Here is a 24,177-nt window from a genome sequence, read left to right as displayed (position 1 = left end):
GCCCCGGGCGTGGCACGCCTACTTGTTCGTGGGGAAGCCGAGGTTCACGCCGCCGTGCGAGGGGTCGAGCCAGCGCGAGGTGACGACCTTGCCGCGGGTGTAGAAGTGCACGCCCTCGGTGCCGTGCACGTGCGTGTCGCCGAAGAGCGAGGACTTCCAGCCGCCGAAGCTGTAGAAGGCCATCGGCACCGGGATGGGCACGTTGATGCCGACCATGCCGACCTCGACCTCGTTCTGGAAGCGCCGGGCCGCGCCGCCGTCGTTGGTGAAGATCGCGGTGCCGTTGCCGTACAGGCCGCCGTTGATGATCTCCAGGCCCTCCTCGTACGAGGACACCCGCACGATCGACAGGACCGGCCCGAAGATCTCGTCCGTGTGCGTCTGCGAGCCCGGCCGGACGTGGTCCAGCACGGTCGGGCCGAGCCAGAAGCCGGGCGTCTGCGCGGCCCTGCCGCCGCCGAGCACGGCCGACTCGCGGCCGTCCACGACCAGCTTCGCGCCCTCCTCGACGCCGAGGTCGAGATAGGAGGCGACCTTGTCGCGGTGCGCCTCGGTGACGAGCGGCCCCATCTGGGACTTCGGGTCGTCGCCGGGGCCGATCACCAGCTTGTCCACCCGCTCGACGATCTTCTCGACGAGCTCGTCGCCGATCGGGTCCACGGCCAGCACGACGGAGATCGCCATGCACCGCTCCCCCGCCGAGCCGAACCCCGCCGACACCGCCGAGTCCGCCACCAGGTCGAGGTCGGCGTCCGGGAGCACGAGCATGTGGTTCTTGGCGCCGCCGAGGGCCTGCACGCGCTTGCCGTGCGCGGTGCCGGTCTCGTAGACGTACCTGGCGATCGGGGTGGAGCCGACGAACGACACGGCGCGCACGTCGGGGTGCTCCAGCAGCCGGTCCACGGCGACCTTGTCGCCCTGCACGACGTTGAAGACGCCGTCGGGCAGCCCGGCCTCCTTCCAGAGCCGCGCCATGAGCAGCGAGGCCGACGGGTCCTTCTCCGACGGCTTGAGCACGAAGGCGTTCCCGCACGCGATCGCGACCGGGTACATCCACATCGGCACCATGGCCGGGAAGTTGAACGGCGTGATGCCGGCCACGACGCCCAGCGGCTGGCGGATCGAGTAGGAGTCGACCCTGGTCGAGACGCCCTCGGAGAAGCCGCCCTTGAGCAGGTGGGGGATCCCGCAGGCGAACTCCACGACCTCCAGGCCGCGGGCCACCTCGCCGAGCGCGTCGGAGTGGACCTTGCCGTGCTCGGCGGAGATCAGCGCGGCCAGCTCGTCGCGGTGGGCGTACATGAGCTCGCGGAAGCGGAACAGCACCTGCGCCCGCTTGACCAGCGACGCGTCCCGCCAGGCGGGCCAGGCCGCGACGGCGGCGGCCACGGCCGCGTCCACGTCGGCCGCGGCGGCCAGCGCCACGTGGCCGCTGACCTCGCCGGTCGCGGGGTTGAAGAGCTCGGCGGCGCGGGAGTCCCCGTCCGCGAGCGCTCCGTTGATCCAGTGCTTGACGGACTTCACTGAGCTGCTGCCTCTGCGTTGATGGTTTCCAGAGCGGTCACGATGATGCCGAGACCCTCGACGGCCTCGTCCACCGTGAGGGTCAGGGGCGGGGCCATGCGGATGGCGGTCCCGTACAGGCCGCCCTTGCCCGCCAGCAGGCCCGCCTTCTTGGTCTCCTCCATGAAGCGGGCGGCCTGGGCGGGGCTCTCCAGCTCGACGGCGAACATCAGGCCCTTGCCGCGCACGCTCCTGACCACGGGCAGGCGCTTGGCGGCCTCCTTGAGGCCGCTGATGATGATCTCGCCCGTGCGTGCGGCGTTGGCCTGCAGGTCGTGGTCGAGCACGTAGTCGAGGGTGGCGTTGGCGGCGGCCATGGAGATCGGGTTGCCGCCGAACGTGGCCAGGCCCACGGCGTGCGGGGCGTCCATCAGGTCGCCGCGCGCCACGACGCCGCCGACGGCGAAGCCGTTGCCCAGCCCCTTGGCGAAGGTCATCATGTCGGGGGTCACGCCGTGGTTGCCGATGCCGAAGAACGAGCTGCCCGTACGGCCCCAGCCGGTCTGCACCTCGTCCGAGATGAACAGGATGCCCTGCTCGTCCAGGACCTCCTTGTACGCGGCGAACAGCCCGTCGGGGGCCATCGTGAACCCGCCCACGCCCTGGATCGGCTCGGCGATCAGCGCCGCCACGTCGTTGGAGACCGCGGTGGCCAGCACGTGGCGCAGGTCGTCCACGCACGCCTGGATGTACTCGGCGTCCGACATGCCCTTGAACTGCGCGAGATGCCGGTCGGCGCCGTGCAGGAAGGTCACGTTGAGCGGGGAGAGCGAGTTGTTCTTCCAGGAGCGGTTGGAGGTGACGCCGATCGTGCCGAAGCTGCGGCCGTGGTAGCTCTGCCGCATGGCGAGCACCTGGTCGCTCTTGCGCGCGTACGTGGCCAGGAGCAGGGCGGTCTCGTTGGCCTCGGTGCCGGAGTTGGTGAAGAAGACCTTGGCGTCGGGGATGCCGGAGATCCGCGCGATCTTCTCGGCCAGCTCGATCTGGCCGCGCAGCAGGTAGACGGTGCTGGTGTGCACCACCCCGGTGGCGATCTGGCGCTCGACGGCCTCGCGCACCTCGGGCACGTCGTAGCCGATCATGTTGGTCAGGATTCCGGCGAAGAAGTCCAGGTAGCTCTTGCCGTCCGCGTCGATGACACGGTTGCCCTTGCCGCTGACGATCTCGATGGGGTCGTTGTAGTTGAGGGCCAACCAGTTCGGCATGACTGCCCGGTGGCGCGCGAGTAGCTCCGACATGTTACCGAGTATCCCTTTTCTTCCTCTCAGGCCCCCACTACAACCTGTCGGAGGAGCCAAAAATCCACTTACACCCTGCAAACTACCCGGACTTCCCAAAGGACCAGGCGACAGGCCAAGATCGTCGGCGTGGTTCGGAAACTCCTCGCAGGCGCGGCGATCGCGGCGATCGCCGCGGCCATCGCCCTGGCCTGGCTGTCTCCCGACGGGCTGGAAGCGGCGAGCTGGGTGGCGGCGGTCATCGGCGCCGCCGCGACCGTGGCGGCGATCGTCGGCTGGGCCCGCCGCCCGCCCACGCTCCCCGTGTCCACCCGGGAGCAGCTGGACGCGGCCCGGCAGCTGCTGGCCGATCGGGTGCTGCGGCAGTGGGAGGAGGAGGCGAGGATCCGCGGACTCTTCTCTCCCGACCCGCTGTCGGTGCGGTGGCGGCTGAGCGGACGCGACCTCATGGACCACGCCCGGCACATCACGGCCAAGGGGCAGCTGCGCTTCGACGGCGCCACCGACCAGGTCGGCGCCATGGTGGCGGTGCTGCGCGAGCTGCGCCGCTCGCGCCTGGTCGTCCTCGGCGAGGCCGGCACCGGCAAGACCACGCTGGCGCTGCTGCTCCTTCGCCGCCTCCTGCTCGATCGCGAGCCGGCCGAGCCGGTGCCCGTCCTGCTCACCCTGTCGGGCTGGGACCGCCAGGCCGAGGCTTTCCGGGCCTGGCTGACCCGCCGGCTGGCGCAGGACTACCCGGAGCTGCACGCCGACGAGTTCGGCCCCACGGCCGTCAAGGACCTGGTGGAGGGCGGCCACGTGCTGCCCATCCTCGACGGTCTGGACGAGCTGCCCGTCCAGCAGCGCGACCGGGTGGTGGTCGCGCTCAACTCCCTGCTGACCGACCGGGACGGCTTCGTGCTGACCTGCCGCACCTCCGAGTTCCGCGAGACCGTGAAGGAGAACGGCGCCCACGTGCTGAGCGCGGCGGCGGTCATCGAGCCGGAGGAGCTCAGCGCCAGGAAAGTGACGGCGTACGTCACGGCCTGCCTGCCGCCCAGGCCCGGCGGGAGCTGGCCGGAGCTGCTGCGCCGCCTGCGCGACCCGCATGACGTCCTGCACCGCACGCTGGACACGGCGCTGATGGTGTGGCTGATCCGCGCCGTCTACATCGATCGCGGCCTCGATCCGGCTCCGCTCCTGGCGGCCGCCGACGCCGAGTCGGCCCGCCTGCACCTGCTCGACCACGTGGTGCCCGCGGTGACCACCGCCGAACCCGCGCGCGGCCCGTTCCGCTCCCGGCGGGCCTGGCCGGCGCGCCGGGTTCAGCGGTGGCTGGCCCTGCTCGCCGGCTACCTGAGCGCCTGCGGCACCCGCGATCTCGCCTGGTGGGACCTGCACGACCTGCTCGGCCGCCCACGGATCACGGCCGGTCTGGGGCTGGTCTCCGGCCTGACGGCGGCGGTGGCGGGCGGCGCGGGCTGGTGGGCCGCGGGCGGCGGGCCGGGATCCGCGCTCGCGGCCGGCGCCGGTCTGGGGCTGCTGGTGGGCACCTCGATCGGCCTCATGCTCAGGGCCGAGCTGGGGGACGTCTCGCTGGAGGACGCCAGGGACCTGCTCGACGACGACGCGCCCGTCGCCCCGGAAGCCGGCACCCTGCGCAGGTTCGTCCTGCCCGGCTTCACGGCCGCCGTGGCCCTGTGGGCCGGGATCGGGACCGTCGGCGGCTGCGGCATCTGGGCAGCGGGCCTGCTCGGGCGGTGGTGGGGCGCCGAGGCGCCGCCGCCAGACCTGGCCGAGGGGCTGGCCCGCGCCCTCGCCTTCGGCCTGCCGCTGCTCGTCGCGGCCCTGCTGGGGACGGCGACCGTCGCCTGGCTACGGCACGCGCGGGTGCCGCTGCATCCGCTGGCGTCCACGCGGTGGCAGCGGACGCTGACGCTGGCGTGCGCCGGGCCGCTCCTGGCCTGCTGCGCGGCCGAGGGCTGGCTGGCGGAGCGACTCGTCCTCGGGGACCTGGACGGGATGGGCTCCGCTCTGGCGGGCGGCGCCACGGGCGGCCTGCCCATCGCCGTGATCGTCTGCGGTTACCTCGTCCTCACGCTCGTCGCCTGGCCCGCCTTCGTCGTCGCCAGGGTCCAGCTCGCGCTCGCCGGCCTCCTGCCGTGGCGGTTGGCGGCGTTCCTCGCGGACATGCACCGCCTCGGCCTGCTGCGCCAGGCGGGCCGCCTCTACCAGTTCCGCCACGCCGCCCTGCAGGACCGCCTGGGCGAGGCGTTCGACGTCCCCTAGGGGATGTCCCGTCCGCCTGGCGATGTACGCGGCGCGCGGCCACTACGCCGCCGGAGGCACCGCGAATGACCACTGGCGGGCGACGACCGGGGCCGTGGCGGTCGGCCACCATCGGATCATCCGGAACGAAGGAGAGATCGAGATGACCGTCACCGTCGACCACCGCCCCGAAGCGCCCGCGGGCCCGCCCAAGCTCGACCGCGACCAGCTCCGCCGGGCCCAGCAGGACACGCTCGACACCCCGCGCATGAAGTACAGCCTGCTGGCCAAGATGATGTTCAAACCCGTGGACCTCATGTACGGCAAGGAGGGCTCGTACACGAAGTTCGCCATGCTGGAGATCATCGCCCGCGTGCCGTACCAGGCGTGGGAGCGGATGGGCTACTGGGCCGTGCACCATCATCGGGGCCGCTCGGCGCTGGCCAGACGGATCTTCGAGCGGATCGTGGAGGCCCGCGCCGACCAGGACAACGAGCAGTGGCACCTGCTGATCCTGCAGGACCTGGTGCAGCGCACCGGGCAGCGGCAGACCTGGCTGCTGCACCGGGCCGCGCCCTGGCTGATCGCGTTCTTCTACTACCACGTGTCCTGGGTGCTGTTCCTGGTCAGGCCGGATTGGAGCTACCGGCTGAACGCGGAGTTCGAGGACCACGCCGAGCACGAGTACATGACGTTCGTGGCCGAGAACCCGGAGCTGGACTTCGTGCCCGACCCCGGCACGTACGCCGCCGAGTACGGCCGCTACCGCTCGGTGGCCGACCTGCTCCGGCAGATCGGCCACGACGAGCGCACCCACAAGCTCGACAGCCTGGAGAGCATGCGGGAGCCCCGTGTCCGCTAGACCTTCACAGGTTCCTGAGCCGCTGTGGCCGGCCGCAGCACGGCCACCGCGAGCAGCGCGGCGGCCACGCAGAACGCGGCCCCGACCCACGAGCCCAGGTGCATGGCCGAGGTGAACGCCTGGTTGCCGGCCTCGGCGAAGCCCGACAGATGCGCGCCGCCGATCGACTCCCTGGCGGCGGCGGGCAGGTCGGCCGGCATCTGGGAGGTGTACTGCCCGGCCAGCACGCTGCCCAGGACCGCGATGCTCATCGCCATGCCGACCTGCTGGACGGTGTCATTGAGCGCCGACCCGACGCCGGCGTGCTCCATGGGGATGGCGCCCATCAGCGAGGAGTACGCGGACGGCCCGGTCAGCCCGCCCCCGATGCCCATGATCACCAGGCCCGTCAGGAGCGGGAGGTATCCGGTGGTCGTGGCCATGACGACGAACCCGCAGGCCATCACCAGCAGGCCGGCCCCGATCAGCACCCGGTTGCTGAGCTTCTTGCCCAGGCCGGCGCCCACGCCGTTGAAGATCGCGGCGGCCACGCCGTAGGGGAGCATGGCCAGACCGGCCTGCATCTCCTTGTAGCCCAGCACGAACTGCAGGTACTGGGTCAGCATGAGCATCACGGCGCCCGCGCCGAAGGCCATGAGCAGGATCGAGAACGACGCGCCGCTGAAGGCGCGGTTGGCGAACAGGTGCAGGGGCAGCATCGGCTCGGCCTGCCTGCGCTCCCAGATCACGAAGCCGCCGAGGGCGAGGACCGCGATCGCGATGCCGATCACGTTCCACTCGCGCTCGATGATGACGTACACGGCCGCCGTCAGGCCGACGGTCGACAGCACCACGCCCACCGGGTCGATCTTCCGCCCACTGCTGCGGCTCTCGGGCATGAGCACGACGGCGGCCACGATGGCGATCGCCGCGATGGGGATGTTCACCAGGAAGACCGAGCCCCACCAGTAGTGCTGCAGCATGAGGCCGCCCAGGGTGGGGCCCGACACCATGCCGACCAGGGCCACCGCGCTCCAGGAGGCCATCGCCTTGCGCCGCTCCGTCTCGTCGAAGACGGTCATCAGGATCGACAGCGTCGAGGGCATGACCAGCGATCCGCCGATGCCCATCAGCGCGCGGGCGGCGATGAGCTGCCAGGGCTCGGTGACGAGCACGGCCAGCAGCGACGCCCCGCCGAAGAAGGCGAGGCCGACGATCAGGAACAGGCGGCGGCCGTACTTGTCGGACAGGCTGCCCGAGGTGAGCAGCAGACCGGCGTAGGCCAGCACGTACGCGTCGATGATCCATTGGATGTCCGACGGCGTCGCGCCCATTTCCTCGTTCAGCGAGGGGATGGCGAGGTTGAGAACGGTGTTGTCGACGACAAGCACCAGAAGCGCCAAGCAGAGTACGACGAGAATCCACCAGCGGCGGGGGTCTCGTACAGTGTTCGAGTCCACTCGCACAGCGTACGATAACTCTCGTACAGCGTGCGAGTGGTTTTATCCTTGGAGGATGACCGGCAAGCAGTTCGCCTCCGTCTGGCTTCGCGAGCCGCGCAAGACCGCGAGCCCGGGGCGCAGCCGTGACGAGATCGTTCGCGCCGCGGTCGAGATCCTCGACGCGGAGGGCCTCGGCGGGCTCAGCATGCGCAAGCTGGGCGCCAAGCTGAGCGCGGGCGCCACCAGCCTCTACTGGTACGTCGCCCACAAGGACGAGCTGCTGGAGCTGGTCTACGACCAGGTGTGGGGCGAGATGAGCATGCCCGAGCCGGAGGACGTCGGCTGGCGCGACGCGGCCTCGGTCCTGGCCTACAGCATGAGATCCGTGATCCTGCGCCACCCGTGGTCGGCCGACCTCCTCGGCCGCATGCCCGCGCTCGGCCCCAACGCCATCCAGGTCGCCGACCGGATGCGCCGGATGTTCAAGCTGGCCGGGTTCGAGGGGATGGACGTCGACTACGCCGGCAGCACGCTCACCGCCTACATCTACGGCATGACCATCCCCGAGGTCGCCTGGAACTCCACCATGGGCGAGCAAGAGTACGACCCCGACGAGATGCGGGCGATGGTCGCCAGGGCGGTCAAGGACTTTCCCGACATGCTTGAACGTATCGACATGAGCGCCTACGACGATCCGCAGACCGCCCGCCGGATCGCCTTCGACTTCGGGCTGATGTCGGTGCTCGACGGCCTTGAGCGGCGGCTGGCGGCGTAGCAGGATTCCCGCATGAGCGAGCGAAGCGAGCGACCAGTCGAACACAGCTGGTTCACCGGTCATGCGGCCGACGAAGGCGGTCGCATGACCGGTTTCCGTGCCGCCCGCGATTTCCTCCTCCACGCCGACGCCGCCACCGCCCGGCGCGACTTCCGCTGGCCGGAGCTCGCGGAGTTCAACTGGGCGCTCGACTGGTTCGACGGGGTGCTGGCCGCCGAGACCCCCGACGCCGTCGCTCTCAAGATCGTGGGGGCGAGCAGTGCCCGCTACACCTTCGCCGAGCTGTCCGCCCGCTCCAGCCAGGTCGCCAACTGGCTGCACCGCCAGGGCGTGCGCAGGGGCGACCGGATCCTGCTCATGCTGGGCAACCGGGCCGAGCTGTGGGAGTCGCTGCTGGCCGCGATGAAGCTGGGCGCGGTCGTCATCCCGGCCACGACGCTGCTGACCGCCAAGGACATCTCGGAGCGCGTCGTCAGGGGCGGCGTCGCCCACGTGATCGCCGACGCCGCCGACGCGGGCAAGTTCGGAGCCGGCGAATACACGAGGATCGCCGTCGGCGACGCCTACAACTGGCTGCCGTACCACGAGGCGTACGAGGAGGACCCGCTCTTCGTCCCCGACGCGCCGACGCGGGCGGACGACACGCTGCTGCTCTACTTCACCTCCGGCACGACCTCGCAGCCGAAGCTGGTCGAGCACACGCACGCCTCCTATCCGGCCGGGCACCTGTCGACGATGTTCTGGATCGGGCTGGGGCCCGGCGACGTGCACCTCAACGTGTCCTCGCCCGGCTGGGCCAAGCACGCCTGGAGCAACGTCTTCGCCCCCTGGAACGCGGGCGCCACCGTGCTGATCCACGACTACCGGCGCTTCTCCGCGCCCGCGCTGCTGGAGGTGCTGCGGGACGAGCGGGTCACCACGTTCTGCGCGCCGCCGACGGTGTGGCGGATGCTCATCCAGGAGGACCTCGGGACGTGGAAGCGGCGAACGTTCGGGCCCGAGAGCGGTAGCTCGCGTGACCAGCGAGGGCCAAGTGAGCGCGACCATGACTCGCAGGTGCCGCTGCGCACGGCCGTGGCCGCCGGCGAACCGCTCAACCCGGAGATCATCGACCAGGTCGCCAAGGCGTGGGGCATCACGATCCGGGACGGCTACGGCCAGACCGAGACCACCGCGCAGATCGGGAACGCGCCGGACGAGCCGGTCAAGCCTGGATCGATGGGGCGTCCGCTGCCCGGCTACGACGTCGTGCTGATCGACCCCGTCAGCGGCAGGCCCGGCGACGACGGTGAGATCTGCCTGCCGCTGGACGCCCGCCGCCCCATAGGCCTCATGTCCGGATATATCGGTGGATCGAGTGATGCGATGCGGGGCGGTTTCTACCACACCGGCGACGTCGCCACCCGCGACGAGGACGGCTACATCACCTACGTCGGCAGGACCGACGACGTCTTCAAGGCCTCCGACTACCGCATCTCGCCGTTCGAGCTGGAGAGCGTGCTGCTGGAGCACGCCGCCGTGGCCGAGGCCGCCGTGGTGCCCGCCCCCGACCCGGTACGCCTGGCCGTACCGAAGGCCTATGTGACGCTCGCGCCCGGGTTCGAGCCGGACGAGGCGACCGCACGCTCGATCTTCGAGCACTGCCGCAGAGAGCTGGCCCCCTACAAGCGGGTGCGGCGGCTGGAGTTCGCCGAGCTGCCCAAGACGATCTCCGGCAAGATCCGCCGGGTCGAGCTACGGGTGCGCGAACCTCGGCAGGAGTACCGGGAGGAGGACCTCAGCTCGTGACAAAGCGTAAATGGGAGCATGGCCGTTCTTACAGAACGATCGGCTAGGCTCTGCCCCGTGTTGCCCACCATCGCCGATGTCCTCGCCCTGGAGACCGTACGCCGGGGCAGCCCGCGCGTGGTCGCGGGCGCCGACCGGCTCGACACCAGGGTCCGGTGGGTGCACGTCGGCGAGATCGCCGACCTCGCCCACCTGCTGCGCGGCGGGGAGCTGGTGCTCACCACGGGCGTGGCGCTGCCGGAAGACCCGGAGAAGCTCGCCGACTACATCGGCGACCTCGCCTCCGTGGGCGCCTCGGGGCTGATCGTCGAGCTGGGCCGCAGGTTCGTCAAGGAGCTGCCGCCCACCGTGGTCAAGAGGGCCGAGGAGCACGGGCTGCCGCTCATCGTGCTGGCCCGCGAGACGCCGTTCGTGCAGATCACCGAGTCCGTGCACGCGCGGATCATCGACATCCAGCTGGAGGAGCTGCGCGCCTCCGAGCAGCTCCACGAGGTCTTCACCGAGCTGTCGGTCGAGGGCGCCTCGCCCGCCGAGGTGCTGGCGCAGGTGGCCAGGCTGTCCAACCGGCCCGTGCTGCTGGAGAACCTCGCCCACCAGGTGCTGGCCTGCGAGTCCGCCGGCCGCGACGCGGGCGCGCTGCTGGCCGGCTGGGAGGCCAGGTCCAGGGGGGTGGCCCCGGCCGAGCGGACCGCGTACGACCCCGCCTCCGGATGGGTGGTCACCACGGTGGGCGCGCGCGGGCAGGACTGGGGCCGGCTGATCCTGATCTGCGACTCGGCGCCGACGCCGCGCGACATGGTGCTGGCCGAGCGCGCCGCCACCACGCTCGCCCTGGGCCGCCTGCTCGAACGCCACCAGGAGTCCCTCGAACGCCAGGCCCACGGCACGATCATCACCGGCATCCTGACCCACGCCTACGCCGACCCCGACGAGGCCGCCGCCCGCGCCAGGGCCGTCGGCGTGCCGCTCACCGGGCGCAAGCTGATCAGCGTGGTCATCAGGCCCACCGAGCCGGCCGACCAGGCGCTCGACGGCCAGGCCCAGCTCGGCGAGCTGGCCGAGGCCACCGCCGCCGCCTGCCGCGACGCCCGCCTGCCCGCCCTCGTCGGCGCCCTCGACCAGGAGCGCGTCGGGGTCCTGCTGCCCCTCCCGCCCCGCACCCAGGCCGAGCCCGCGCTGACCGCGCTCGCCGAGCGGCTGCGCGTGCTGTGGCGGCCGGGCGGGCTCGCGTTCGTGCTGGCGGCGGGCTCGGTCGTGGAGTCCATCAGGGACGTACGGCGCAGCTTCCTGGAGGCCGAGCAGGTGGCCGACGTGGCCGTCCGCCAGCCGGACGGGCGCGCCTTCTACCGGCTGCCCGACCTGCGCCTGCGGGGGCTGCTGCACCTGCTGCGCGACGACGCCCGGCTGCAGACGTTCGCGGAGCGGGAGCTGGGGCCGCTGCTGGCGCACGACGCCCAGCGGGGCGGCGACCTGACCCGGATCCTGCGCATCTACCTCGACGCGGGGCGCAACAAAGCGGTCGCCGCGCAGAAGGCCCACCTGTCCAGGCCCGCCTTCTACGACCGCCTGCGCCGCCTCGAACGCGTCCTCGACACCGACCTCGACGACGTCGAGTCCTGCATGTCACTCCACGTCGCGCTCCTGGCCCTGGAGTCCTTCCGCCGCGAACCCCGCTGACCGCCCCGGGCGCCTAGCGTCGCATTCGTGCCCCTCTTCTACAACGCCCTGGAGGCCGCGGCTCACCGGCTGTCGATCCTGCCTCCGATGCTCGACTACTTCGGCGTCCTGGGCCTGCACGCGCTCGTCGCGGCGGCCAGGACGGGCGTCTTCGACGCCCTGCGCGAGCGCCCGTCCACCGGTGCCGAGCTCGCCGCCAGACTCGGCCTGGACGCCCGCTCCTCGGACCTGCTGTTACGCTCCCTGGCCGGGCTCGGCTACCTGCGGGTCCGCGGCGGCCGCTACCGCCTGACCCGCGCCTCGCGGCTGTGGTTCACGACGGACTCGCCGCAGTCCCTGGTGGCGGGGCTGGAGTTCTGGGAACGTACGGCGTGTGTGATCTGGCCCCGGCTGGAGCAGGCGGTGCGCGACGGGGCGCCCGCCACGCCCTTCTACGAGCTGCTGGAGGCCGATCCCGAGCTGTCCCGGTCGTTCCAGGCGTGGACGGCGGCGCTGGCCAGGCGTCAGGCCCCGGCGATGGCCAGGGCCGTGCCCGTGCCGCGCGGCGCCCGGCGGGTGCTGGACGTGGGCGGCGGCCACGGCCGGTTCAGCCTGGAGCTGCTGCGGCGGCACCCCCGGCTCCGGGCCACCGTGCTGGACCTGCCGCAGGCGCTGAAGGCCACCGCCGCCCATCCCCGGCTGAGCGTGCGTGCCGGGTCGTTCCTGGACGGCGACCTGGGTGGCGGGTACGACATCGCGCTGGTGTTCAACGTCGTGCACGGGCTGGACGACGCGCAGGCCGCCACCCTCCTGGGGCGGGTGGCGGCGGCACTCAACCCGGGCGGGACGGTCGTGGTGGGCGACCAGTTCGGCGACAGCGTCATGCCCGGCCGGGCCAGCCGCGCCCTGCTGCGCCTGCTGGACCTGAACTACCTGGTCACGGCCGGCGGCCGGGTGCGAGGCTTCCGGGAGGTGTCGGAGCTGCTCCGGGGGGCGGGCTTCCGCGCGCCCCGGCACCGCCGCCCCCTCCGCTCCGTCCCCACCGAGCTGGCCCTGGCCTCGCTCCCCACCCACCGGCCGGGATAAAGCGCCCGCCGCCGCGATGTGCCGCCGCCGCCGCGGTGTGCGCCCGCCGCCGCGAGCACCGCTAGAAGCCCATCGCCGCCCGTACCTCGTCCAGCGTCATGATCGCCCGCTCGCGCGCCGCCGCGTTCCCCGCGGCCAGGATCCGCCGCACCTCCTCCTCGGTGTGCTCGGCGCGGCGCCGCCTGATCGGCCGCAGGAACTCGTTGACCGCCTCGGTGGTCAGCTTCTTGAGCGCGGACGCTCCCCCGTCCCCGATCTCCTCGGCGACGTCCTGCGGCGAGCGGCCGAGGCAGAGGCCGGCCAGGGTGAGGAGGTTCGCCACCTCGGGCCGGTGCGTCTCGTCGAAGGTGATCAGCCGCTCGGAGTCGGTGCGGGCCTTGCGGATGAGGGCGGCCGTCTCGTCCTCGGTGGCCGACAGGGCGATCGCGTTGCCGCGGCTCTTGCTCATCTTGCCGCCGTCGAGCCCCTGCAGCAGCGGCCGTTCGCCCATCATGGCCTCGGGCTCCGGGAACACCTCGCCGTACCGCTCGTTGAAGCGGCGCGCCACCAGCCGCGTGACCTCCACGTGCGGGAGCTGGTCCTTGCCCACGGGCACCAGCGTGCCCTTGCAGAACAGGATGTCGGCCGCCTGGTGCACTGGATAGGTGAACATCAGCCCGCTGACCGCCTGCTGCGAGCTGTGCGCGATCTCGTCCTTGACCGTGGGGTTGCGGTGCAGCTCGGAGACCGACACCAGGCTCAGGAAGGGCAGCAGCAGCTGGTTCAGCTCGGGGACGGCGCTGTGCTGGAAGATCGTCACCTTGGCCGGGTCGATGCCCACCGCCAGATAGTCGAGCAGCAGCTCGGTGATGTTGCGTTGGATCGCGCCCGGCAGATCGCGGTCGGTGATCACCTGGTAGTCGGCGATCAGCACGTACATCGGGAACTTGTCCTGCAACGTGACGCGGTTGGCCAATGAGCCGAAGTAGTGGCCCAGGTGCAGCGGTCCGGTCGGACGGTCACCGGTGAGTACGACGTCGTTCATTTCGGTCTCTCTCTTCGGGTTAACGCCGTCTCGGAGAGGACCGCACGCTTGGAGGGCCGTCTCGAAGACGGCCCTTGCATGAGGAAATCAGCGGCCGTCTGTCGGCCGCCACCACATGCAGATACGTGTCATAGGCGAAGTGTATCCGTTTGCGGTGTCAATCTCGTAACCTCTTTTACCGTTTGGCGTGTTCGCCTGCCCCGGCGACCATGATCTCGCCAGTATGGTGCGGTCCCTTTTCCGCCCTCTGGAGAATTCATGTCTCGACGCACCCTCGCCGGCGGCCTGGCCATAGCCGCCGCGCTCACCCTCACCACCCTGCCCGCCGCGGCGGAGCAGGCGTCGGTGCGGTTCCCGTCGGCCAAGTTCCCGCTGGGCAGCAGGCCCGTGCCGACCAAGACGATGACCGCCGTCGCGCAGGGCATCGACCTGTACGACGTGAAGGCCGGCTCGGCGACCGACGGCTACACGGTGACCGTGTTGATGCCGAGCGGCCGCGACTACGGAATGCAGACGACCGCCGAGGCCAAGGCCGCCGAGGTGGAGGCCGCCGGGGAGACCCCCAGCGTGCAGAAGGTGGTACGGCCCAGCGTCGCCGACGCCGCCTCCCAGACCGTGTACATGGTCCGGGTCGGCCTCTGGTCCCTCGACGACAAGAAGAAGGCCGAGGAGACCGCCAAGAAGCTCAAGGAAGCGGGGCTGAAGGTCAAGGTCGACTACCTCGGCGACGACGGGCTCAAGACCACCGGTCCCTGGGACGTCAAGGTCGTGATGATCGACGCCGGGGCGTTCGGCGGCTCGTTCGCGGCCTCGCTCGGCACCAGCGTGGCCAAGCGGGAGACCGTCTCGTCGATGGCCAAGGCCCAGAACGCGGTGGTCGGCGTCAACGGCGGCTTCTTCAACATCCACACCGACAAGGCCCTGCGCGGCGAGCCCGTCGGCGCGTCCGTGGTCAAGGGCAGGCTGCTCAGCGAGGCCGTCCCCGGCCGCTCGGCCGTCGTACTCAAGGGCCGTACGGCCAAGATCACCGAGCTGAAGACCACCGTCACCGCCACCTCCCAGGACGGCCAGAAGACCGAGGTCAACGGCGTCAACCGGGCCGTCACGACGGACGAGCTGGTGCTCTACACCGAGGAGTGGGGCGCCAAGACGCCCACCGGCGGGACCGACGCCGTCCTCGACGCCAACGGCAAGGTCGTCGGCGTGCGCGAGTCGGGCGCCGCGGTGGCCGCCGGGACGCGGGTGCTGCACGGCAACGGCCTGGCCGCCGACTGGCTCAACGAGCACGCCTTCCAGGACTGGACGGTCAAGGTCGACACCAAGGTCGTGGACCTGCGTACCGGCAAGGCGCTCGCGCTGACCCCGGACCTCAACGTGATCGCGGGCAGCGTCGGCCTCGTGCGGAACGGCAAGGTGAAGATCACCGCCAAGCAGGACGGCCACGACTCCGTCAACATGATCCTGCGCCGCCACCCCCGCACCCTCCTCGGCACCACGAGGAACGGCAGCCTCATCATCGCCACCATCGACGGCCGCAACCCCGGGGTGACGGTCGGGGCGAACTTCCTCGAGGCGGCCCAGTTCATGCGGTGGCTGGGGGCCACGCAGGCCATCAACCTGGACGGGGGCGGCTCGACGGCCATGGTGGTCGGCAACAAGCTGATCAACCGCCCCTCGGACGGCGTGGAGCGCGGCGTCGGCGACGCCCTCCTGGTCCTGCCCAAGTAACACCCACAGGCGAGAACCGCAGCCGTGCCACCAGCCAGCGGGGCACGGCTGCGCCCCACCCGTGAACCATCGCCGTTGCGGCAGGCCGCCAGCGCACGTTCACGACCGCCCGGCACGAGGCCACCTTCACCGTTGCGGCGGGCCGCCAGCCGACATTCACGACCGCCCGACACGAGGCCACCTTCGCCGTTGCGGCAGGCCGCCAGCGCATGTTCACGACCGCCCGGCACGAGGCCACCTTCGCCGCCGAGACACGGCCCCACCCACCCCATCCGGGACCTTCGCCGTTGTGGCCGTCAGTGGACATTCACGGCCGACACGGGGGTTACCTGCGCCGACGGGGCACGAATGCGCCTACTCCGGAACCTTCACCGTTGTGGCAGGCCGGTAACGCACGTTCACGACCGACGCGGGATCACCCTCGCCGAGCCGGTGGAGGCGGATCGGCTCACCGCCGGGGTTGTCGTACAGCCGGATGCCCTCACCCAGCAGGACCGGCGCGATGTGCAGGTCGATCTCGTCGATCAGCCCCAGTTCGAGCAACTGACGGCCGATGGTCGGCGAGAACACCTCGAGGTTCTTGCCCCCGGCCGCCTCCAGACCGATCCGCACCGCCTCGGCCGGGTCGCAGCTCAAGAACGTGACGCCTTCGGTGGGCGTCGCGTCCTCGGGGTGGTGGGTGAGCACGAAGAGCGGCCCCTTCCAGGCGCCACCGTAGATCCCGCTGGGATCCGGGTAGCGGTCCCAACCGTCTCGACCGCCCAGCACGGCGCCCGTGGTCTCGGCGTACTCATCGACCAGGCCCGGCCGGAACGAGGCCCCGACCATCCAGTCCATCTCGTGGTCCGGCCCTGCCACGAATCCGTCCAGCGACATCGTGAAGTGCCAGAGCACCTTTCCGCCCGCGGTCTGCGGCTCGGTGTCGCTCATTCGTGCCTCCCACATCTGCTTGCGATCTGCAATCGGTAGGCTCACGCTAGGCCACCCGATGGTAGATTGCAACCGGTTCGGAGGTGAGGTGGGAGTTGGCGGAGTCGGCGCGTTCGGGTTGCCCGATCAATGCCGCGGTCGAGGCGTTCGGTGACAGCTGGAGCCTGCTCGTGCTGCGGGACGTGATGTTCGGGAGCCGGCGCTACTTCAGGGAGCTGCTCGCCGGCTCCGAGGAAGGGATCGCCTCCAACATCCTGGCCGACCGGCTGAAGCGCCTGGTGAACGCGGGCCTGCTGACCCGCGAGGACGCCGGCCCCGGACGGCGGGCCGCCTACAGCCTGACCGAGGCGTCGATCCAGCTCGTGCCGATCTTCGCGCAGCTCGGCGAGTGGGGGCTGCGCCACCGCCCCACCACCAAGCGGCTGCGGGTACGAGCGGAGCTGCTCGCGGCCGGCGGGCCGGAGCTGTGGAGCGAGTTCATGGCCGAACTGCGGACCATCCACCTCGGCGCCCCACCGCCGGAACGGGACGGCCCGAGCGTCATGGAACGCCTGGCCAAGGCCTACACCGACGCGCTCTGACGCCTAAAGCGGGAATCAGACACAACGCCAACGCGCTCTGGCACCTCAAACGGAGTCGGACGCGACGCACTGACCGCCGCCCGAGACCCGCGCCACCCGCCCAACGGCGATGCCGACGTACGCGTCACCGACGCACGCCGACACGCACAGCGCGAGCGCCGATATGTACCATACGGACATCAACACACGCCCCGCGGACGCCGACACCCGCCACGCGCCACGCGGGAGCCCACATGCGCCATGCGGACGCCGATCCGCATCGCGCGGACGCGACATGCGCCTTACGGACGCTGCCCTGGCCGTCGCTCCAGACGGACGCGCACCAACCGCACGACAGCCATGGCAACGTACGCATCACCGATGCGCGCCGACACCCGCCACGCAGACGCCAACACACGCCACGCGGGAGCCCACATGCGCCATGCGGACGCCGATCCGCATCGCGCGGACGCGACATGCATGATGCGGACGCCGACGCTCCGCACGGGAACCGATCCACGCCACGCGGTAACCGACATACGCCCATACGGGAGCCGACGCGCAACGTGCGGGAGCCGACATGCGTTATATGGGAGCCGACGCGCACCGCGGGCGTTGGGCCTCAAGCGTCCAGCGGCAGACCCATGTCCGGTTTCACGGCCTTCATCGCGAGGTGCGACGTCACCTGCGCCACCCCCGGCAGCCCCGAGAGGGTCTCGGAGTAGAACCGCTCGTACGCCGCCAGATCCGCCACAGCCACCCGCAGCAGAAAGTCCGGATCACCGAACAGCCGGTGCGCCTCCACCACCTCCGGCATCCCCGCCACCATCCGCTCGAACTCCGCCACCGTGTCGTGATCCTCATACCTCATCACCACGGTGACGAACGCCTGGAATCCCCGTCCCACCGCGTCCCCGTCGACCAGCGCACGATAGCCGCGAATGACGCCGGACTCCTCCAACTGCCGCACCCGGCGCAGGCACGGCGACGGCGTGAGCCCGACCCGGTCGGCCAGCTCGGTGTTGCTCAGCCGCCCGTCCCGCTGCAGCTCCTGGATGATCCTGCGGTCAATCCTGTCCACAGCGCAATATTCTGCCACTCACCCACCCAGACCAGCACGAACAGGCCATCGCATGCCAGCCCTCCTTTACTACCGTCGCGCAAGGAGGTGGTTCACTTGGACACCGGGCTGCTGGTGCTCTTCCTGGGCATGGACCTGCTGCTGATCTGCACGCCGGGCCCCGACATGCTCTACGTCATGGCTCGCTCGCTCGGCCAGGGCCGCCGCACCGGCCTCACGGCGGTGGCGGGGATCTGCTCTGGCTACACCGTGCACACGATCCTGGCCGCCGCCGGCCTCGCCGCCGCACTTCGCGCGGTCCCCGCCGCATTGCCCGCGATGCGGTACGCCGGCGCCGCGTATCTGGTCTTCCTGGCGATCAAGACGCTGGCGTCGCTCAGGAGCCCCGCCACCCCCATCCCGGGCGCGACCCCGCAGCCCGCGGGCAGGGTGTTACGCCAGAGCATGCTCACGGCCCTGCTCAACCCGAAGGGCGTGCTGCTCTACCTGTCACTGATGCCCCAGTTCATCTCCACGGAGACGGGCATCCCTCTGGGTTTCCAGCTCGCCGCCCTCGGCCTGCTCCACGTCGCGAACTGCGCCGTCCTGTACGGCCTGCTCGCCCTGGCGACGGCACGGGCGAGCCACGCCCTGACCCGGACCCCGAAGGCCGCCCGCCGGATCTCGGCCGTCTCCGGCACAATGCTCCTGGTGGTCGCGGCCGCCACGCTCGGCACCCATTGAACACAAAAAAAAGGGGGTCCGACGCCCAAGGCGTCGAACCCCCTCAAAGATTGTCCGGCGGCGACCTACTCTCCCACACCCTCCCGAGTGCAGTACCATCGGCGCAGAGAAGCTTAACTTCCGGGTTCGGAATGTAACCGGGTGTTTCCTTCCCGCCATAACCGCCGTAACCCTATGAAACTATCAAGCACAAACCGCTTGTTGTTTCAGAATTGCCTAGTGGACGCGAGCAAGAAGCTTTGTGGTCAAGTCCTCGGCCTATTAGTACCGGTCAGCTCCACACGTTACCGTGCTTCCACCTCCGGCCTATCAACCCGGTCGTCTACCGGGAGCCTTACCCACTCTCGTGGTGGGAGACCTCATCTCAAGGCAAGCTTCCCGCTTAGATGCTTTCAGCGGTTATCCCTCCCGAACGTAGCCAACCAGCCGTGCACCTGGCGGTACAACTGGCACACCAGAGGTTCGTCCGTCCCGGTCCTCTCGTACTAGGGACAGCCCCTTTCAAGTCTCCTGCGCGCGCAGCGGATAGGGACCGAACTGTCTCGCGACGTTCTAAACCCAGCTCGCGTACCGCTTTAATGGGCGAACAGCCCAACCCTTGGGACCTACTCCAGCCCCAGGATGCGACGAGCCGACATCGAGGTGCCAAACCATCCCGTCGATATGGACTCTTGGGGAAGATCAGCCTGTTATCCCCGGGGTACCTTTTAGCCGTTGAGCGACACCGCTTCCACACGCCGATGCCGGATCACTAGTCCCAGCTTTCGCTCCTGCTCGACCCGTCAGTCTCACAGTCAAGCTCCCTTGTGCACTTACACTCAACACCTGATTGCCAACCAGGCTGAGGGAACCTTTGGGCGCCTCCGTTACCCTTTGGGAGGCAACCGCCCCAGTTAAACTACCCACCAGACACTGTCCCCGATCCGGATCACGGACCAGAGTTAGACATCCAAAACGACCAGAGTGGTATTTCACCAATGACTCCACCCGAACTAGCGTCCGAGCTTCCCAGTCTCCCACCTATCCTACACAAGCCGTTCCAAACACCAATGTCAAGCTGTAGTGAAGGTCCCGGGGTCTTTCCGTCCTGCTGCGCGAAACGAGCATCTTTACTCGTACTGCAATTTCACCGGGTCTGCGGTTGAGACAGCGGGGAAGTCGTTACGCCATTCGTGCAGGTCGGAACTTACCCGACAAGGAATTTCGCTACCTTAGGATGGTTATAGTTACCACCGCCGTTTACCGGCGCTTAAGTTCTCACCTTCGCCCAGCAAGCTGGACTAAGCGGTCCCCTTAACGTTCCGGCACCGGGCAGGCGTCAGTCCGTATACATCGTCTTACGACTTCGCACGGACCTGTGTTTTTAGTAAACAGTCGCTTCCCCCTGGCCACTGCGACCCCCACCAGCTCCGAGTGCAAGACTCATCACCAGCAGAGGTCCCCCTTCTCCCGAAGTTACGGGGGCAATTTGCCGAGTTCCTTAACCACAGTTCACCCGATCGCCTTAGTATTCTCTACCTGACCACCTGAGTCGGTTTAGGGTACGGGCCGCCACAACACTCGCTAGAGGCTTTTCTCGGCAGCATAGGATCATCCACTTCACCACAATCGGCTCGGCATCACATCTCAGGCTTAAGGAACGCGGATTTGCCTACGTTCCGCCCTACATGCTTACCCCAGGACAACCATCGCCTGGGCTGGACTACCTTCCTGCGTCACCCCATCGCTTACCTACTACCCAATCAGGCCGAGCGTTCGGTCTAACACCAGTCCCGAAGGACCAGCTGACTTAAGGACTCTTAGTATCAAGGGGTTCAGTATGGGCGCGTTAAAGCGGGTACGGGAATATCAACCCGTTGTCCATCGACTACGCCTGTCGGCCTCGCCTTAGGTCCCGACTTACCCTGGGCGGATTAGCCTGCCCCAGGAACCCTTGGTCATCCGGCGCGAGGGTTTCTCACCCTCGATTCGCTACTCATGCCTGCATTCTCACTCGCACAGCCTCCACAACTAGATCACTCTGCTGCTTCGCCGGCTGCACGACGCTCCCCTACCCATCAACACAACATGTGTGTCAATGCCACGACTTCGGCGGTGTACTTGAGCCCCGCTACATTGTCGGCGCAGAATCACTTGACCAGTGAGCTATTACGCACTCTTTCAAGGGTGGCTGCTTCTAAGCCAACCTCCTGGTTGTCTCTGCGACTCCACATCCTTTCCCACTTAGCACACGCTTAGGGGCCTTAGTCGGTGATCTGGGCTGTTTCCCTCTCGACTACGAACCTTATCGCCCGCAGTCTCACTGCCACGCTCTCACTTACCGGCATTCGGAGTTTGGCTGACGTCAGTAACCTTGTCGGGCCCATTAGCCATCCAGTGCTCTACCTCCGGCAAGAAACACGCGACGCTGCACCTAAATGCATTTCGGGGAGAACCAGCTATCACGGAGTTTGATTGGCCTTTCACCCCTACACACAGATCATCCCCCAGGTTTTCAACCCTGGTGGGTTCGGTCCTCCACCCAGTCTTACCTGAGCTTCAACCTGCCCATGCGTAGATCACTCCGCTTCGGGTCTACAGCATGCGACTCAACGCCCTATTCAGACTCGCTTTCGCTACGGCTCCCCCACACGGGTTAACCTCGCCACACACCATAACTCGCAGGCTCATTCTTCAAAAGGCACGCAGTCACATCACACAGAAGCAAGCTTCTGTAAGCTCCTACGGCTTGTAGGCACACGGTTTCAGGTACTATTTCACGACCCCTCACCGGGGCACTTTTCACCTTTCCCTCACGGTACTCGTGCACTATCGGTCATCAGGGAGTATTTAGGCTTACCAGGTGGTCCTGGCAGATTCACACAGGATTTCTCGAGCCCCGTGCTACTTGGGATCCCCTCAAACAGTCGACAAGGTTTCGCCTACCCGGCTCTCACGGTCTACGGCAGCCCTTCCCAGAGCTTTCAACTACCCCATCGATTTCTTACTGTCCGGCCGATCGGCAGATCGACCAAGAGGGTCCCACGACCCCGGACATGCAACGCCTGCCGGCTATCACACACGCCCGGTTTAGCCTCATCCGCTTTCGCTCACCACTACTCACGGAATCACTGTTGTTTTCTCTTCCTACGGGTACTGAGATGTTTCACTTCCCCGCGTTACCACCAACCGCCCTATACATTCAGGCGGAGGCAACACCACATGACTGGTGCTAGGTTTCCCCATTCGGACATCCCCGGATCAACGTCTGGTTGGCGACTCCCCGAGGCTTAACGCAGCCTCCCACGTCCTTCATCGGCTCCTGATGCCAAGGCATCCACCGTGTGCCCTAAAAAACTTGGCCACAAAGATGCTCGCGTCCACTATGCAAATCTCAAACAACAAACAGCAACCGCATCCAAGCCCGGGAAACCCCGAACCCTTCAGCGGCCCTGTACTCCAGAAGAACCAGACACGCATGCCCGTTTCCTCAGGACCCAACAGTGTGTCCAACCAGTCCCAGCTCCCTCACGGCCCTTCCCACTCCCTCCCAAGAGAGGGCGGTACTAACCCGCAGACAACCAGACCTGGTTGAGTAGCCAGTGCTCCACTAGTGAGCTGTCACCCCACCACACATTCGGTGGTGAAGGGTGAAGATGCTCCTTAGAAAGGAGGTGATCCAGCCGCACCTTCCGGTACGGCTACCTTGTTACGACTTCGTCCCAATCGCCAGCCCCACCTTCGACCGCTCCCCCCAGCAAGCTGGTTGGGCCACGGGCTTCGGGTGTTGCCGACTTTCGTGACGTGACGGGCGGTGTGTACAAGGCCCGGGAACGTATTCACCGCAGCATTGCTGATCTGCGATTACTAGCGACTCCGACTTCATGGGGTCGAGTTGCAGACCCCAATCCGAACTGAGACCGGCTTTTAGGGATTCGCTCCACCTCACGGTATCGCAACCCTCTGTACCGGCCATTGTAGCATGTTTGCAGCCCAAGACATAAGGGGCATGATGACTTGACGTCATCCCCACCTTCCTCCGAGTTGACCCCGGCAGTCCCCCATGAGTCCCCACCACCCCGAAGGGCGTGCTGGCAACATGGAGCAAGGGTTGCGCTCGTTGCGGGACTTAACCCAACATCTCACGACACGAGCTGACGACAGCCATGCACCACCTGTCACCCAGTCCGAAGAGGCGCCTGTCTCCAGGCGTTTCCGGGTGATGTCAAACCTTGGTAAGGTTCTTCGCGTTGCGTCGAATTAAGCAACATGCTCCGCCGCTTGTGCGGGCCCCCGTCAATTCCTTTGAGTTTTAGCCTTGCGGCCGTACTCCCCAGGCGGGGCGCTTAATGCGTTAGCTCCGGCACGGAGATCGTGGAAGATCCCCACACCTAGCGCCCAACGTTTACAGCGTGGACTACCAGGGTATCTAATCCTGTTCGCTCCCCACGCTTTCGCTCCTCAGCGTCAGGTAAGGCCCAGCAAGCCGCCTTCGCCACCGGTGTTCCTCCTGATATCTGCGCATTTCACCGCTACACCAGGAATTCCACTTGCCCCTACCTACCTCTAGCCGGCCCGTATCCACCGCAGACCCGCAGTTAAGCTGCGGGCTTTCACGGCAGACGCGACCAGCCACCTACGAGCTCTTTACGCCCAATAATTCCGGACAACGCTTGCGCCCTACGTATTACCGCGGCTGCTGGCACGTAGTTAGCCGGCGCTTCTTCTGCAGGTACACGTCAACTTCGTCCCTGCTGAAAGAGGTTTACAACCCGAAGGCCGTCATCCCCCACGCGGCGTCGCTGCGTCAGGCTTCCGCCCATTGCGCAATATTCCCCACTGCTGCCTCCCGTAGGAGTCTGGGCCGTGTCTCAGTCCCAGTGTGGCCGGTCGCCCTCTCAGGCCGGCTACCCGTCGTCGCCTTGGTAGGCCACTACCCCACCAACAAGCTGATAGGCCGCGAGCCCATCCCCAACCGAAAAACTTTCCACCACCACCCGATGCCGGGGGCGGTCGTATCCGGTATTAGACCCAGTTTCCCGGGCTTATCCCAGAGTCAGGGGCAGGTTGCTCACGTGTTACTCACCCGTTCGCCGCTCGAGTACCCCGAAGGGCCTTTCCGCTCGACTTGCATGTGTTAAGCACGCCGCCAGCGTTCGTCCTGAGCCAGGATCAAACTCTCCAAACAATGTCTTTCGTTTGGATTGTGAATCCAAGCAATTTCCGTCAATAATGACGGGGATATGCATGTATCTCATGCACTGGCTTTTAACACACTGTTGAGTTCTCAAGAAACGGACGCGTACTTCCTTGCTCAAAACCGTTCCGGTCTTTCGCTCGGAGGCGTTCATTTCGTTGTGTCTTTATTCTTTCAGCCGTTCAAGTCCCTGTCAAATTGACCCGACTCGCTCGACTTGCTGGAATTAAGACCTGCCCCGCTTCCGGGACAACCCCTCTAACTTACCAGCCCGCAGAACCAGACGCGCACGTCTCGCACCGAAGTGGAAGGGAGGTTG

15 protein-coding genes and 3 rRNA genes are annotated in these 24,177 nt (G+C 67.9%); 9 read left to right on the top strand and 9 right to left on the bottom strand.

What is annotated here, in order from left to right:
• Nucleotides 1–18: 18 nt before the first annotated feature.
• Nucleotides 19–1,524 (bottom strand): CoA-acylating methylmalonate-semialdehyde dehydrogenase, encoded by a 1,506-nt coding sequence (locus tag H4W80_RS46195; RefSeq protein ID WP_192790848.1) that lies wholly within the window; start codon nt 1,522–1,524, stop codon nt 19–21.
• The gene (locus H4W80_RS46190) at nt 1,521–2,801 is read right to left on the bottom strand and encodes an aspartate aminotransferase family protein (RefSeq protein ID WP_192790847.1); all 1,281 of its coding nucleotides are present in this window, start codon (nt 2,799–2,801) and stop codon (nt 1,521–1,523) included. The genes H4W80_RS46195 and H4W80_RS46190 overlap by 4 nt, the downstream gene beginning before the upstream one ends.
• Nucleotides 2,802–2,930: 129 nt before the next feature.
• On the opposite strand from H4W80_RS46190, the gene H4W80_RS46185 reads away from it, so the two are divergent.
• Together H4W80_RS46185 and H4W80_RS46180 are read left to right on the top strand one after the other, a co-directional pair.
• The gene (locus H4W80_RS46185; RefSeq protein WP_192790846.1) at nt 2,931–5,069 is read left to right on the top strand and encodes an NACHT domain-containing protein; all 2,139 of its coding nucleotides are present in this window, start codon (nt 2,931–2,933) and stop codon (nt 5,067–5,069) included.
• A 142-nt stretch (nt 5,070–5,211) separates the two neighbouring features.
• The gene (locus H4W80_RS46180; protein WP_192790845.1) at nt 5,212–5,910 is read left to right on the top strand and encodes an alternative oxidase; all 699 of its coding nucleotides are present in this window, start codon (nt 5,212–5,214) and stop codon (nt 5,908–5,910) included.
• On the opposite strand, the gene H4W80_RS46175 is transcribed toward H4W80_RS46180, so the two are convergent.
• Entirely contained in the window at nt 5,907–7,292 is a 1,386-nt protein-coding gene (locus H4W80_RS46175; protein WP_225964030.1) for an MFS transporter, read from the bottom strand. The two genes, H4W80_RS46180 and H4W80_RS46175, sit on opposite strands and share 4 nt — an antisense overlap.
• Nucleotides 7,293–7,404: 112 nt before the next feature.
• Here H4W80_RS46175 and H4W80_RS46170 point away from each other — a divergent pair, with 112 nt between their 5' ends.
• The 4 genes from H4W80_RS46170 to H4W80_RS46155 all read left to right on the top strand — a co-directional run bounded on the left by H4W80_RS46170 (nt 7,405) and on the right by H4W80_RS46155 (nt 12,636).
• Nucleotides 7,405–8,106 (top strand): TetR/AcrR family transcriptional regulator, encoded by a 702-nt coding sequence (locus tag H4W80_RS46170; protein WP_192790843.1) that lies wholly within the window; start codon nt 7,405–7,407, stop codon nt 8,104–8,106.
• A gap of 84 nt (nt 8,107–8,190) precedes the next feature.
• Entirely contained in the window at nt 8,191–9,894 is a 1,704-nt protein-coding gene (locus H4W80_RS46165; RefSeq protein WP_192790842.1) for an AMP-binding protein, read from the top strand.
• 57 nt (nt 9,895–9,951) lie between these two features.
• Nucleotides 9,952–11,571, top strand: a complete 1,620-nt coding sequence (locus tag H4W80_RS46160; protein ID WP_192790841.1) for a PucR family transcriptional regulator — start codon at nt 9,952–9,954, stop codon at nt 11,569–11,571.
• Between the two features lie 27 nt (nt 11,572–11,598).
• A complete protein-coding gene (locus tag H4W80_RS46155; protein ID WP_192790840.1) occupies nt 11,599–12,636 on the top strand; it encodes a methyltransferase in 1,038 nt (345 codons plus the stop codon).
• Nucleotides 12,637–12,697: 61 nt separating this feature from the next.
• Here the strand turns inward: H4W80_RS46155 and trpS are convergent, their stop codons facing one another.
• Complete coding sequence (trpS, locus tag H4W80_RS46150) at nt 12,698–13,660, bottom strand: tryptophan--tRNA ligase (RefSeq protein WP_192790839.1); 963 nt, start codon at nt 13,658–13,660, stop codon at nt 12,698–12,700.
• A 258-nt stretch (nt 13,661–13,918) separates the two neighbouring features.
• Between trpS and H4W80_RS46145 the strand changes: the two genes are divergently transcribed.
• Nucleotides 13,919–15,388 (top strand): phosphodiester glycosidase family protein, encoded by a 1,470-nt coding sequence (locus H4W80_RS46145; protein ID WP_192790838.1) that lies wholly within the window; start codon nt 13,919–13,921, stop codon nt 15,386–15,388.
• 354 nt (nt 15,389–15,742) lie between these two features.
• Here the strand turns inward: H4W80_RS46145 and H4W80_RS46140 are convergent, their stop codons facing one another.
• The gene (locus H4W80_RS46140) at nt 15,743–16,318 is read right to left on the bottom strand and encodes a dihydrofolate reductase family protein (protein WP_192790837.1); all 576 of its coding nucleotides are present in this window, start codon (nt 16,316–16,318) and stop codon (nt 15,743–15,745) included.
• A gap of 83 nt (nt 16,319–16,401) precedes the next feature.
• Here H4W80_RS46140 and H4W80_RS46135 point away from each other — a divergent pair, with 83 nt between their 5' ends.
• Nucleotides 16,402–16,899 (top strand): winged helix-turn-helix transcriptional regulator, encoded by a 498-nt coding sequence (locus H4W80_RS46135; RefSeq protein WP_318787367.1) that lies wholly within the window; start codon nt 16,402–16,404, stop codon nt 16,897–16,899.
• A gap of 601 nt (nt 16,900–17,500) precedes the next feature.
• Here H4W80_RS46135 and H4W80_RS46130 read toward each other — a convergent pair.
• Nucleotides 17,501–17,959, bottom strand: a complete 459-nt coding sequence (locus tag H4W80_RS46130; protein ID WP_192790836.1) for an Lrp/AsnC family transcriptional regulator — start codon at nt 17,957–17,959, stop codon at nt 17,501–17,503.
• A gap of 87 nt (nt 17,960–18,046) precedes the next feature.
• On the opposite strand from H4W80_RS46130, the gene H4W80_RS46125 reads away from it, so the two are divergent.
• Complete coding sequence (locus H4W80_RS46125) at nt 18,047–18,682, top strand: LysE family translocator (RefSeq protein WP_192790835.1); 636 nt, start codon at nt 18,047–18,049, stop codon at nt 18,680–18,682.
• A gap of 52 nt (nt 18,683–18,734) precedes the next feature.
• Here H4W80_RS46125 and rrf read toward each other — a convergent pair.
• The 3 genes from rrf to H4W80_RS46110 all read right to left on the bottom strand — a co-directional run bounded on the left by rrf (nt 18,735) and on the right by H4W80_RS46110 (nt 23,849).
• Nucleotides 18,735–18,851, bottom strand: a 5S ribosomal RNA gene (rrf, locus tag H4W80_RS46120).
• Between the two features lie 72 nt (nt 18,852–18,923).
• Nucleotides 18,924–22,025: ribosomal RNA gene (locus H4W80_RS46115) — 23S ribosomal RNA — on the bottom strand.
• 303 nt (nt 22,026–22,328) lie between these two features.
• Nucleotides 22,329–23,849: ribosomal RNA gene (locus H4W80_RS46110) — 16S ribosomal RNA — on the bottom strand.
• Together the 16S, 23S and 5S rRNA genes form the textbook arrangement of a ribosomal RNA operon.
• Nucleotides 23,850–24,177 lie beyond the last annotated feature (328 nt).

It is taken from the genome of Nonomuraea angiospora, assembly GCF_014873145.1.
GTDB lineage: Bacteria > Actinomycetota > Actinomycetes > Streptosporangiales > Streptosporangiaceae > Nonomuraea > Nonomuraea angiospora.
Note: the sequence above shows the minus strand (reverse complement) of the source record. Positions and strands in the feature narration are given on the sequence as shown.

What these genes read in the sequence shown, in the direction of transcription:
- H4W80_RS46190 (WP_192790847.1), bottom strand. Translation starts at nt 2,801, where the DNA reads ATGTCGGAGCTACTCGCGCGCCACCGGGCAGTCATGCCGAACTGGTTG.
- H4W80_RS46165 (WP_192790842.1), top strand. Translation starts at nt 8,191, where the DNA reads ATGACCGGTTTCCGTGCCGCCCGCGATTTCCTCCTCCACGCCGACGCC.
- H4W80_RS46180 (WP_192790845.1), top strand. Translation starts at nt 5,212, where the DNA reads ATGACCGTCACCGTCGACCACCGCCCCGAAGCGCCCGCGGGCCCGCCC.
- trpS (WP_192790839.1), bottom strand. Translation starts at nt 13,660, where the DNA reads ATGAACGACGTCGTACTCACCGGTGACCGTCCGACCGGACCGCTGCAC.
- H4W80_RS46170 (WP_192790843.1), top strand. Translation starts at nt 7,405, where the DNA reads ATGACCGGCAAGCAGTTCGCCTCCGTCTGGCTTCGCGAGCCGCGCAAG.
- H4W80_RS46140 (WP_192790837.1), bottom strand. Translation starts at nt 16,318, where the DNA reads ATGAGCGACACCGAGCCGCAGACCGCGGGCGGAAAGGTGCTCTGGCAC.
- H4W80_RS46145 (WP_192790838.1), top strand. Translation starts at nt 13,919, where the DNA reads ATGTCTCGACGCACCCTCGCCGGCGGCCTGGCCATAGCCGCCGCGCTC.